The organism is Acinetobacter sp. CIP 101966 (assembly GCF_000369725.1).
Classification (GTDB): Bacteria; Pseudomonadota; Gammaproteobacteria; order Pseudomonadales; family Moraxellaceae; genus Acinetobacter; species Acinetobacter lwoffii_Q.
Genome location: NZ_KB850171.1, coordinates 1 through 11,470 on the forward strand (window position 1 = coordinate 1; position 11,470 = coordinate 11,470).

Sequence of the window (11,470 nt, forward strand, 5' to 3'; positions counted from 1 at the left end):
GTCATAAAATACTCCATATATTGATGTTTATAACATCATTTGGGGAGCAAAATATCACTTATAAGTGTTGTTCAAATTTCCTGATCCACCTCTGATTTACATAAATACTTAAAGGATTTTTTTTCTAAATGGAGCCGCTATGCTTTTTCTTCTTTAAATGAAAAAGGTGAAAGAGTAGTTGATCATTGGAAAGATCCTAAAGATCCAGAGGCTAAATATAATCATCTGTATGGTAGGTTTGAAAGTAAATTAGTCCGAAATTCTGGAAAAATTGAAATGTTGTTAAATAGTTGGCAGAGAGTGAGGAAAATCCATCAGCACAATAAAATTTCTGTCAAAGATTTAGTAAAAATTCCTAAAGTAGGTTTGGTTAATCGAATGTTTGGTTTTACTCAGAGCGCAAGCAATGATGTCGATATTAAGTTCAGATTAGAATCAGAAAGAACATTTCAAAGTAAAAAAGAATTTGAAAAATTAATTAAAGAGTGGGAAGGACAAACTAACTTAACGAAGTGGGATGATTTAGGGTTCTCTTTACAAGGTGACACTTCAACTATTCATTGGTTAAGCAGCAGTCTTGCTAATACAACGTTTGATTGTCCTTTAGATAGAGATAAAAACTCAATCTTTAAATCACAAAATCTAGTGGATTGGTTAGACTTAATTACTCCAGATATCTTAAAACTGGATGAAAATTCAAGTGAAGAAAATGGATAAAGTTATATTCTTCCTAGCATTTATAATCTTTCTACCTATTATTTGGTTTTTTGGCAAGGATGTACCTTACCAAGACTTAAGTGATATTTTTGATAGCTTGAAAGATACAGCAGCTATTATTTTTGCAATCTTAGGTGCATGGATAGCTGTTATTTATCCTAAAGATTTGAAAGCTATTTTCCATGTAAATAATTCGAAAGATATAGAAGCAACAGCTGTTTTTGAAAAATTAATATCTAGCTTGATAATTGTTACTTTTACTTTGATTATTATGATCGCATCAATGCCAATTATAGCATTGATAAAAAATATTCCATTTTTTCAAGGATATAAAGATTATTTACGACAAGCCTTATTGCTATATATTTATCTATTAACATTGGCTCAAGTCTATGCTCTATTGGCTACATTGATTCCTAATATAAAAATGTTAATTGATCTAGCTAGAGCTAAAAGTAGTGCTAAAGTTTTAAGGCGAAATTGTTCAGTAAATGATGAAAGTAATAATGATAGTCATCAATAAAAATGGGAGCTTAAGCTCCCATTTTTATTGATGATTTTTTAATTCTTTTAGCATAGCATCTCGTAAGATTTCATTCATACGTGTTTGATAACCCTTCCCTTGTGCTTTGAACCAAGCAAGCACATCAGCATCTAAACGAATGGAAGTCTGTTGCTTCACTGGACGGTAGAACTGATTATGGCGTGCAGCATTGCTCCAGTCTGTAATTTCAGAAATATCTGATAGATCTAGCTGATCATCAGGAACCGTGCCTTTAGCAAGCAAGCGTTGAATTTCAGCATCTTGCTTCTCACTAAATTTCTCATTCAGCTCTTTGCGTGAGTATCTAACCATGCTCATATTTATTTCGCTCCGCTTTAGTGACTTGCCTTGCACTAATGATTCGTATGATTTCACAGTCATCTTCATCAAAAATGGTGTGAGCCACCAATAACATTAGTACGCCTTTTACTTTTCCGATGGTTTGCCAACGTTCTTCACCATCGGTATGTCTGTCTTGGATTGAGATCCGTAATGGATCTTCAAAAACAAGGCTTGCAGTTTCGAAAGAGACATCATGTTTTTTCTGATTCTTTCGATTCTTTGCCTCATCCCATTCGAAATACTGTTCCATAAAAAACATTCAAATTTGTATATACAATAATGTATCACAAAATTGTATCACTCAAGTTGAAAAGCGTAATTTTTAGTCAGATTTATTGGCAAGAACTATCAAAAATGCTCATAAAAAAGCCGACTTGTTTCAAAATCGGCTTTTGGGTCATTTCGAGATTTTTTTGATTTTAATAAGTTACTGATATTTAAATTAATATACAAGTGTACTTCGTATAACCACCATTATGTTAAATGGCGGGGTGTTTAATTAATTTGAGTTTGCAAAATTGCTAAAATTTTTCTTAATTCTTCTCATATCATGAAGTGTATAACCATAATTTCCGAAACATCCTTGTAGCATTTTTGGATCACTCATTGGACTATCTAAAACAGTAAAAAATTCATTAATAATATTTACAGTAGATAAGTTAGCTTCATGTTTTCTTGTATGAGGATTAGTTTTTATTAATTGATTTTTCTTAAAATAATCAGCCGTAATTAAATCAGGTAAATTTTTAAGTTGAGGATTCAGTCTTCTGAAATCAGCATTATAAAGAGGAATACAACTTTGTATTATTCGTGATAAAGCTGGGTCAGTTAAGAACTTATTTAAGTTGGATTCTATATCTCCAGTAGGTTTTGAATTATTAATATTTGAAGGTTTTACTGGAAAACCATGAAACATCCATTGTATGCCCCATAAAATTACTATGACTAAAATTACTGAAAAGATGATTTGTAATTTCTTCATTTTTTAAGTTTTCCTAAAATTAACATAATACACGTTATACGAAGTTGAAAAATTGAGACTATATCCTTAATTTTTATAAATTTTTTAAATTTAAAACCTAGGCCAGTACCTAGGTTTTTTTATTTCGTATAACCTCTATTATGTTAAATGGGGAGTGATTTAGTGGAATATTCTTTAATTTTTTATATGAAAGAAGATACCTTGAATCGTGTCAACAGAAGCATAGATTTTTTATCCATACCTCTAGTGTTCATTCTTTATAGTAAAATTTTAATCGTTAAACCCACTAAAGCAGAACCGATGATGACTCTGAGCACACTTTGATTAAATTTAAATAATGCGACTACAGCTAAAATTGCAATAATGGCAGAGATATAATCAAAATTCCCTTCAAAACCCTGTGGCCAAAGCACGTGGTAACATAAAAAGAGTGCCAAATTTAAAATTACGCCCACCACGGCAGCGGTAATGGCGGTTAAAGGGGCAGTAAATTTAATTTGATTGTGTGTGGACTCTATAACAGGTGCTCCGGCTAAGATAAAGAAAAATGAGAAAATAAAAGTAAACCACGTGACGATGATTGCACCTAATGCACCTGCAATAAATTGATGTTCAGCACCCAACAGCGAATGGTTATAAGCTGCTAAGAAGCCGACAAAAGCCACCACCATGATCAATGGGCCGGGAGTACTTTCACCTAGGGCTAAACCATCGATCATTTGAGTTGGGGTGAGCCAGTGATAAAAACCGACAGCGCCTTGATAAACGTAAGGCAGAACAGCATAAGCACCACCAAATGTCAGAAGTGCAGCTTTAGTAAAGAACCAAGCCAGTTGAGTATAAGAATGACTCCATCCCAAAACTGCTGTTAAAGAGATGAGTGGAATTGCCCATAAAAGTGCTGAAATTACAGTTATTTTGATCAGATGAGACCATTTAAAAACAGCATGTTCAGGTGTAGGGGTATCATCATCAATAATTGCACGTCCATAGGATTTTTGACTGGACTGATGTGCATTTAGCTTAAATAAATCAGGATACTTTTTACCGACCAAATAACCCGATATCGCTGCACATAAAACGATTAAAGGGAAAGGAATATTAAAAATAAATATTGCAAGAAAAGCGATAACTGCAATCGCCCATAGAAATTTATTCTTTAATGAACGACTGCCAATACGATACGTGGCATGAAATACAATTGCGGCAACTGCGGGCTTAATGCCATAAAACAAACCGGCAATGATCGGGACGTCGCCATATTTCACATAGACCCAAGACAGCCCAATGAGGATAAAAAGAGAAGGTAGAACAAATAAAACCCCTGCAACGATGCCACCTTTGGTTTTATGCATTAACCAGCCAATATAAGTTGCAAGTTGTTGAGCTTCGGGGCCGGGTAAGAGCATGCAATAATTCAATGCGTGCATAAAACGCTGTTCTGAAATCCATTTTTTTTCTTCAACTAACTCTTGGTGCATAACAGCGATTTGCCCGGCAGGGCCACCAAAGCTAATGAATCCCAGTTTTAACCAAAATTTGAATGCTTGCCAAAAGCTGATAGATTCAATTTCTGTTTCATCTATTAAAGATGGCTTATTATTCATGTTAAATTCCTTTGAAAGTCTGCATATAAGCCATCAAAAATATGGTTTGAAAGATGGAGTAATTGATCATCATCTGTGATCGTGCTTCTTAAGCCTTGCAAGATTTTTTCAATGCCTAAGGCTTCGGCAGGCTCATTTCCCCCAACATCTAAAAAATGAACAATTTCAGCGATTTTATTTAAAGCAAGGTTTTGTAATTCAAAGCTATGCATTAACACTTCAAAAGTGACTAGATGATTGATATGGGTAAATTGGGCATCATCAAAATCAAAACCTAAGGTATCTTTGGGGCAATCATTGGGATGCTCTAACCAAATAAATTTTGCCTGAGGGTCTACAAATTTCTGAATAATCCATGCCGATGCCAAACGGTCAACCCAAGGACGCTTTCTGGTTGCCCAGATTTTATTTTGAAAATCTTGCTTGCATAGGACTTTTAATTGCTGTTCAAAATTATTGGGTTCATCGTATTCACCTAACCGGGCAATAACTTGTTCTAATCGGGTGAGTTCATTCAGTGTTTTGCTTTGATGAGTATTTGGGAAAAAATCTATTTCTATCAGTGAATTGAGGTTTTTTCTTAATTTTCGAATCTGTTTGAGATGTTCTTTTTTCTTATTTTCCTCAAGCGTATTTTGTATTTGTGAAATTTCAGTTCTCAGTTCTTCATATTCTCCAGTCCTGTCGAAAAGTTGAGCAAGGTCTAAATGTGCAGGAGGTTCAGTCTGAAAGATATAGGCATGCCCATGTTCATTAAGATGATCATGAACAACAGACTCGAATTTTTCAGAATGTGCTTCGGGTAAGAGGTAAACACCATCTCTCAACGTTGCTGCACCATTCGACTTTAATGAACGCCAAATTCGCATTCTTGCAGTTGTGCTTTGACTGGGCAGTGATGATACAAGTAATGATAATTTCATGTTATAAACTCAACAAATTTTGTTTATCTTATAACAAATTTATAAGGTTAAAAATGGTTTTCCTTTAATAAGAATATATGTAAAAGTCATAAAAGATTTTTCTATCCTTTAATAGTGAATTCAACAGATGCTTATAACTTAGCAGTTTGTAAAATAGAACTTTATAAATCTATTCATCTAGGAAATGCACATGGTCTGGCTTATTGCTAAGTACGCTCTAACTGCTGGAATGGTCATACTTATTTCAGAAGTTGCTAAACGTAGTGACCGTCTAGTCGGATTGATTGCAGCCTTGCCTATCGTAACGATACTTGTGCTGATATGGATGAAACTTGAGAATCAAGACCCGCAGAAAATTTCAAATCATGCTTGGTATACCTTTTGGTATGTAGTACCGACATTACCTATGTTTTTAGCATTCCCAATACTTTATCAGCGTTATGGATTTTGGCTATCTCTAGCCATTTGCTGCGTAATGACCATTCTTCTTTTTCTTGCATGGTCAGCTATATTGCACCATTTCGGTATTGATTTGCTGTAAATGAACTAGGGGCATGAATGTTAGTTTTTCTAAAATTAACATAATACACCTTATACGAAATGCGTTATAATTCTCTTGAAAATTCAACGCTGTAGTTCCTAGTTGATAGCCCGAACATCCCTGTTCGGGCTTTTTTTATGATTTTTCACGTTCCACGCCTATTCTTTGACCAATGTTTCACGGGTTTGTGTAGTCCACATGAACAATTCAATTAAACAAAAAGGTTCATATTTAAGTTAAATAGTGAGAATAATAAAACTTTATTCTTAAGAAGGTTGAGATATGGATGAGATAAAGAAGATGGATGAGGAGGAGCGCGTTATTGCTAAAGAGGCAGGTCGAGTGCTCACGGAGACCTTTATTGCAAGAGCTAGTAATGGACCTGTAGTCTATGTCACAAACGATACCGTAGTGTGTAAGGCTCCGAATAGTGAGCCTGTGATGATTAAACAACTGTATCGTAACTTAGAAATTTCTAAGCGTCTGCCGAAGCGAGGTACAGTGAAGATCAAAAAAAAGACATCAGATGATTTTTAAAGTATAGAACTCTTAATCTTCATTGAATACAGCATTCAATACGCGTCCAAATAAACTCCGTTTTTTGGGTTGTGGCACTGCTACACTTTGCAACGTCGCATGCTGTGGCGTTTGGGTGTCGCTCGCTATAGCGTCAGGGTGTTGCACTGCAACATTTTCCACCATATTTTTGGTTAAAATTTTATTGTTTTCAGTATTTTGATCTGCTGTCGCATACTGTGGTATTTGGGTGTCGCATGCTGTAGTGTCGGAGTGTTGTGCTGCCGTGGCAGGTGCGACACTTTTTAATTCAATCAGAGTCTGCATCCGATCAATTTGCTGCATCAAACGTTCTTCACGTTCCTGGTATTTTTTGACTTCGTTTTCTAAATGAGTGATAAGTTTTTGCGTAGCTGCATCACTGCTTTGTTTAGGAGCTTCATTAGCCGGCTGTGATACCTGTTGTGGTTCACCGAAGCATCGAATTACTTCGGCAAGATCAAATTGACCATCACCAGTACGAGACAAGCGTCCATTTTTTACAGCTCTGTAGATTGTCGATCTATCGATATTAAAACGCTTAGATACTTCGCTCAGTGATAGTTTCGCCATTTAGCTTACAAGTCCTGTTTATTATGTTTTGACGTAAATCATATAAGTATCAGCATATATTTTGTGAGAGAGTTAGCCAATATTAGGAACTACACCATATACCGCAAATATATAATATTTAATATTTTTATTTTTAAAAACGAAAAAGCCCTGCTTGACTTTCGTCGCACAGGGCTTTAAATTCGTCGGTACGCAGTTAGTTGATGGTGGAACATCTCCTAACGAAGATCATAAGGTTTGGCGACCGTTATGATTTCACACAAGGCTTGTACCTGAACTCTATTTTCACTGTTATGTGCAGTAATATCAAGCCTAAAATGATAAGTCTTCGTTAATAAAGTGTTTTTTTTCATCAAATAAGTATCCCAGATCGAGCTTTGCCTGCTTCTGCGTGCCCATTTTATGGTTGGCATGCGGTGCATGTGGAGGGAATAAGTGTCACTGGTGCATCGTAGCGATCGTCGAAAGGCGGAACCGTTACAGGGGAATCTCACATAAACGGGGCGTTGAGAGTAGTTGTATAGGTTGGTTAAGTTGCATGTTGGGGAAACCCTCGCTGAGATACTGCCATACTTCGACAAGGAGCGCGTGGGGGAAGGTGCAAGACCTTTAGTCCTTGTCTGCATAGTCAGCAAAACTATGTGCGGATACGACCGATGCGTGGCTCCGTCAGCCCGACTGGTAAATCGGCAATACTTAAGGGATGTGTCATTTTTCTAAGTGACCGCCCTTAGGGAGAGTATTGCCGAAACTCTCTCAACGTTCACCATCAGCCCAAAGCGAAGCGACGGCTGTGGGGATCTTGAGAGAGTGAGAGCATTTGATATAATTGATATAATAAACTCTAGTATTTTCTAATTTCTTTGATCTTATTAAAAGTGTTATTTAAGTGCGAAAAATAAGGGGTTATAGCTCTGTTAACTACTTTTTCGTTAGAAGGTACCTTCTAAAGACTAAATAGCTTAAATCGCAAATGAGAGAGAAACAGAGATATTGATTGTGAATTAGAAGTACTTCTTCAGTTTTCCAGTAGACATCCCATTCCCCTTTGATCTTTGGCTTAGATCGGGGATGGGTGCATATCTCACTAACGTAGAGTTCACGCAATTTAACGCAGTTCAACATGCCAAGTTGAACCCTGAACGCCTTTTTTATCAAAAAAAATGGTAAACCATCGAATTTTAAGTTATTACAACTAATTGTTTTCTAACAAATAAATATTTTCAAAAATTATAATCCAACTTAAAAAAGCTTTGCTTAAAACAGGTCATCCGATTAGCTTTGCACACATCTGACCCTGCATAGACTTCCTTGCCATCTTCCGATGGTCGAAGTGGTTTCTACAACGAATTAAGTTCCAGATTTCTTAAATATTCAAATAATTCAAACAGTTGAAAATCTGTATGTCATCAAATTTAGTTTAGCTCAAGCGACCAACTTGCGCAGCAGAGAGTGACCAAACTCCCCTTTAACCTTTTGATTTTTCTTGACTTATGCCACTGTTACCATGACATAAGCACTTACTCAATGCGTACCTCTACGCATCCCAACATCACTTTTTCGCAAAACCACGATTCCCTTAACAGACCATTTCTGGCACGGTAGCTATGGTTTTTACTCTTGCAAGCAAGAATACAATTTCCACGACAAAAGTCGCTTTATATGCGCTACTCAAGATCGCTCCCACACTTCACCGTTTAACATCTGCATTTAACCAATTCATGCAGCATACGGTGCTGTGCTTCCCAAGTTAGTTATTGAAGCTTTAATTTGCAGAACGCCTATCCTCTAGACCACCTGATTTTTTCCATTCTTCACGATTCGCAGTTCCAAAAAATCGCTTACAAAATTAGATCGTCATTACTGAGGGTAAAGCACATACAATACACATAGCGAGTCGCACTCTCGCATTTACACGTTTGAGCTATCAATTGACCTCGACTTTCATCGAGTGCCAGTTACGCCATCTTTCGACTTGTAACCCTCCAACTTCTCAGTTGGCTCAAAATCCATCGTGTGTGTCACGAACCAGACCAACATAACTCGTGCATCAATCTGGAACGGTGGCTATTAACGGGGCTTTCATCCTGAATGCACCTAACCATTTCTTCAAAACAGGATTTCAGTATCAAAATACCTAGCATGGCTATTACTACCCATGCGCCACGTCACCGTGATTCCGTTTCCTTGTCGCCCAACTCCTAGCCTAAGCCAAGAATAGATATTGGATTGGATCGAAGGTGAGTATTTCATCTCACCAGCTCCCATCAAAGCGTACCGAGCTAAATTTCTCCAGCAGTCCGCTTCGTCAGGTACTCTCTGACTGGTTAGGTCAACGAGTATGAGCAGTTTAAAAAATCAAAGTTTTAGTGTGCCTTTAGCACACTAAAACACGGTCTAAAAGGTCGGTTTTAATGCACTGGTCAGGCGCACTTCATTCAATGATGAAATGAGCATAAAACATAAAATAAGTACCGTCTATCTGATTTTGTAGGAACTACTATTTACCCAATTACAAGTATCCCGGAAAAACCAATTTTAAGGCCATACTTCGTATGGCAGGGCTATGCCCAAAAAGTTTTAAAAGCCTTATTTTTCTTTTACTACATTACAACGTTTATTTTGCACAAAAAATGGGTTACTTTTACTAAAAACCCTAGATTACAAAGTTTAAAATGATTGTCTTTAGTCCAAATGGAAAATATACACTTCAACGGTTAGCTGACCACGTAGCAAATGGGGCATATTTTTATACCCATTTTAGTTTTGATAGCAGTCAAAAAAGTATTGATGATTTACTTGAGAAATTAACGGCTAGATATGACCTCAATCAAACTCCAAGACAACGGACTTATCGACTGGAAAAAGGCCTGCCGATTTGTACTTTGATCTTGCAGCGTGAGGTTTTTAATCCGAATTTATGGAATTTACATTTATTGTTTACGACCCCAAAAAGTCGTGATTTTAATTTACAAAATGGTGTGACCGTTTCTAAAATTACTAAGATAAAAGATCGCGATAAAATCAGTAAATTACAAGAAAAATTTAAAGATTTTAATTGGATTAAGCCAACTATTGATGCTGAAATTACAGCGATTCAAAAGTACTTTAGTGACAATGAAAATTTACAATTTATCTTGAATGATCCAATTTGCTTCAAAGCCACACAGCACATGGTTTTCGAGCTAGTGAGGACTGATCATAAGAGCTATAAGCAGCTTGCTCAAAAAGACGATAAGGAATTTAAGGACCGAATTCGGTCATACGCTTGGTCATGGCGTTACTCTAAAGCCTCTTTCGAAGTTATGAAAAAAAGATTGGTGGACATCGTTAATAAACTGATTAGCCAAAAACGGAATGATGCAGCAGAGCGTAATAGAGCAGAGTTAAAGGCCTATTTCTCAATGCTTGAGCGGTGGGCAGTATTTAAGGCAAACCGTCAACAAACAGGACAGCTTTTGCATTTTGGCCAACGGTTTTTAAAGCGAAAACTAAAAAAAACATGGCAACAAATTGACATCAATCCGCCACATTTGACCTATCTACCACGACTGGAAACATACGCTACCAATCTTGATGAGTACATTGATCGGCGCAATGCTTGGGATGAACATGGAATTGAGATACCGCTTGCAGTGATTCAATCAGCAAATTCAAATCACGATATTGATGATTATATTGAGCGTGAGATTTCCCGAAGAAATCAGCTTAACCAAGATATTCAGGATAAGTCGGATGAACTGTTTTTAGATGTTTTGCAGTGATCCGTGGTGTTATGATTCTATTTCTAAAAATTAAATATTTTCATAACGATTTAGTTATTATTTTTTTAATATTTTTTTAATATTTTTTTTTAAAATCATATGTTTACATTTTTTTTGTGTTCTTGTATTGTCTTTTCTTTAAGATTTTATTTGGTTAGAAAATGACTGACTTACCTATTGAAAAAAATAGTAAAAAACCTGTAGGTATGGCTATTAAATACCCCGGGTCTGTTTGGTTGAATGCCGCGTCCCTATCTAGAAGGGCCGGCCATATGGAGATTGCGACAAAATGTGCATATGAGGCTGAAGAGTATGCTTCAGAGTGGGGATATATAGCGCAATATGACTTGGCTATGACATTTAGAAATCTTGATATACATCACCGCGCAATATATTGGCTCATTATTGCGGCTAGGAATGGAGATCCTGATGCGGCAAAAGATATAAATAACCTTTACGGCATTGATTTAAAAATTCAATAAATTTTATCAATCAATGAAGTGACTTCTAATTTCGTGTAAGAACATTATGTAAACTTGGAGTACACCCCAAAGTAACGTCATGACAGCAAAAATCCTTAACCTAAAATCAATGATTTAGAAGCCGTGAAACATCCTATTAGCAACGATTAAAACAAGTCTTAGATTTATACGTGACAATAAAAACCCAGTTCTATGCACTAGATTTTTTTATTTGGTGCTTACAGTTCAAATTTCGAATAAGAGATTTTATGTTAAATAAAGAGCATTTCATTTAGGTAAAATTTTTTAAGTGATTAAATTTTATTAATGTTTTACGATGAAAATTATCTATTACTTTACTAAGTAAGAGGTGGTCCCACTTGTTTGAACAACTAAAAGCTTATTTATAAGTGATATTCTGCTCTAGTTAAGCTACCTTATTTTGTTGTGGTAGCTGGTCA

Annotated in this window: 12 protein-coding genes; 6 read left to right on the forward strand and 6 right to left on the reverse strand. The window is 36.1% G+C overall.

Annotated elements, in window-relative coordinates; translation table 11 throughout:
• Positions 1 to 276 precede the first annotated feature (276 nt).
• Positions 277 to 717 (forward strand): hypothetical protein, encoded by a 441-nt coding sequence (locus F891_RS16955; RefSeq protein WP_005265088.1) that lies wholly within the window; start codon positions 277 to 279, stop codon positions 715 to 717.
• Positions 710 to 1,240 (forward strand): hypothetical protein, encoded by a 531-nt coding sequence (locus tag F891_RS16960; protein WP_228129169.1) that lies wholly within the window; start codon positions 710 to 712, stop codon positions 1,238 to 1,240. Before F891_RS16955 ends, F891_RS16960 begins: the two co-directional genes overlap by 8 nt.
• Before the next feature lie 24 nt (positions 1,241 to 1,264).
• Here F891_RS16960 and F891_RS16965 read toward each other — a convergent pair whose 3' ends face one another.
• The 5 genes from F891_RS16965 to F891_RS16985 all read right to left on the reverse strand — a co-directional run bounded on the left by F891_RS16965 (position 1,265) and on the right by F891_RS16985 (position 5,115).
• Positions 1,265 to 1,579, reverse strand: coding sequence for a BrnA antitoxin family protein (locus F891_RS16965; RefSeq protein WP_005265090.1), 315 nt, complete (start codon positions 1,577 to 1,579; stop codon positions 1,265 to 1,267).
• Positions 1,566 to 1,853: a BrnT family toxin gene (locus F891_RS16970; protein ID WP_005265091.1), complete on the reverse strand. Its 288-nt coding sequence runs from the start codon at positions 1,851 to 1,853 to the stop codon at positions 1,566 to 1,568. Before F891_RS16970 ends, F891_RS16965 begins: the two co-directional genes overlap by 14 nt.
• A 249-nt stretch (positions 1,854 to 2,102) precedes the next feature.
• Positions 2,103 to 2,585 carry a hypothetical protein gene (locus tag F891_RS16975; protein ID WP_005265092.1) on the reverse strand — a complete coding sequence of 161 codons (483 nt, stop codon included), beginning with the start codon at positions 2,583 to 2,585 and terminating at the stop codon, positions 2,103 to 2,105.
• A 257-nt stretch (positions 2,586 to 2,842) separates the two neighbouring features.
• On the reverse strand, positions 2,843 to 4,192 hold the full coding sequence (gene chrA / locus F891_RS16980; protein ID WP_004644748.1) for a chromate efflux transporter: 1,350 nt from the start codon (positions 4,190 to 4,192) through the stop codon (positions 2,843 to 2,845).
• A complete protein-coding gene (locus F891_RS16985; protein WP_005265093.1) occupies positions 4,189 to 5,115 on the reverse strand; it encodes a chromate resistance protein ChrB domain-containing protein in 927 nt (308 codons plus the stop codon). The genes chrA and F891_RS16985 overlap by 4 nt, the downstream gene beginning before the upstream one ends.
• A gap of 190 nt (positions 5,116 to 5,305) precedes the next feature.
• Here F891_RS16985 and F891_RS16990 point away from each other — a divergent pair, with 190 nt between their 5' ends.
• Both F891_RS16990 and F891_RS16995 read left to right on the forward strand, forming a co-directional pair.
• On the forward strand, positions 5,306 to 5,656 hold the full coding sequence (locus tag F891_RS16990; RefSeq protein ID WP_005265094.1) for a DUF3147 family protein: 351 nt from the start codon (positions 5,306 to 5,308) through the stop codon (positions 5,654 to 5,656).
• Positions 5,657 to 5,938: 282 nt separating this feature from the next.
• Positions 5,939 to 6,193: a hypothetical protein gene (locus tag F891_RS16995; protein WP_005265095.1), complete on the forward strand. Its 255-nt coding sequence runs from the start codon at positions 5,939 to 5,941 to the stop codon at positions 6,191 to 6,193.
• A 12-nt stretch (positions 6,194 to 6,205) separates the two neighbouring features.
• Here F891_RS16995 and F891_RS17000 read toward each other — a convergent pair whose 3' ends face one another.
• On the reverse strand, positions 6,206 to 6,784 hold the full coding sequence (locus tag F891_RS17000) for a plasmid replication DNA-binding protein (protein ID WP_005265097.1): 579 nt from the start codon (positions 6,782 to 6,784) through the stop codon (positions 6,206 to 6,208).
• 2,675 nt (positions 6,785 to 9,459) lie between these two features.
• Here F891_RS17000 and F891_RS17005 point away from each other — a divergent pair.
• On the forward strand, positions 9,460 to 10,548 hold the full coding sequence (locus tag F891_RS17005; RefSeq protein WP_005265098.1) for a hypothetical protein: 1,089 nt from the start codon (positions 9,460 to 9,462) through the stop codon (positions 10,546 to 10,548).
• 161 nt (positions 10,549 to 10,709) lie between these two features.
• A complete protein-coding gene (locus tag F891_RS17010) occupies positions 10,710 to 11,030 on the forward strand; it encodes a hypothetical protein (RefSeq protein ID WP_024437329.1) in 321 nt (106 codons plus the stop codon).
• Positions 11,031 to 11,470: the final 440 nt, after the last annotated feature.

Excerpts from the sequence above, each read along its gene's own strand:
- F891_RS16955 (WP_005265088.1), top strand. The coding sequence starts at position 277 with ATGTTGTTAAATAGTTGGCAGAGAGTGAGGAAAATCCATCAGCACAAT.
- F891_RS16960 (WP_228129169.1), top strand. The coding sequence starts at position 710 with ATGGATAAAGTTATATTCTTCCTAGCATTTATAATCTTTCTACCTATT.
- F891_RS16965 (WP_005265090.1), bottom strand. The coding sequence starts at position 1,579 with ATGAGCATGGTTAGATACTCACGCAAAGAGCTGAATGAGAAATTTAGT.
- F891_RS16970 (WP_005265091.1), bottom strand. The coding sequence starts at position 1,853 with ATGGAACAGTATTTCGAATGGGATGAGGCAAAGAATCGAAAGAATCAG.
- F891_RS16975 (WP_005265092.1), bottom strand. The coding sequence starts at position 2,585 with ATGAAGAAATTACAAATCATCTTTTCAGTAATTTTAGTCATAGTAATT.
- chrA (WP_004644748.1), bottom strand. The coding sequence starts at position 4,192 with ATGAATAATAAGCCATCTTTAATAGATGAAACAGAAATTGAATCTATC.
- F891_RS16985 (WP_005265093.1), bottom strand. The coding sequence starts at position 5,115 with ATGAAATTATCATTACTTGTATCATCACTGCCCAGTCAAAGCACAACT.
- F891_RS16990 (WP_005265094.1), top strand. The coding sequence starts at position 5,306 with ATGGTCTGGCTTATTGCTAAGTACGCTCTAACTGCTGGAATGGTCATA.
- F891_RS16995 (WP_005265095.1), top strand. The coding sequence starts at position 5,939 with ATGGATGAGATAAAGAAGATGGATGAGGAGGAGCGCGTTATTGCTAAA.
- F891_RS17000 (WP_005265097.1), bottom strand. The coding sequence starts at position 6,784 with ATGGCGAAACTATCACTGAGCGAAGTATCTAAGCGTTTTAATATCGAT.
- F891_RS17005 (WP_005265098.1), top strand. The coding sequence starts at position 9,460 with ATGATTGTCTTTAGTCCAAATGGAAAATATACACTTCAACGGTTAGCT.
- F891_RS17010 (WP_024437329.1), top strand. The coding sequence starts at position 10,710 with ATGACTGACTTACCTATTGAAAAAAATAGTAAAAAACCTGTAGGTATG.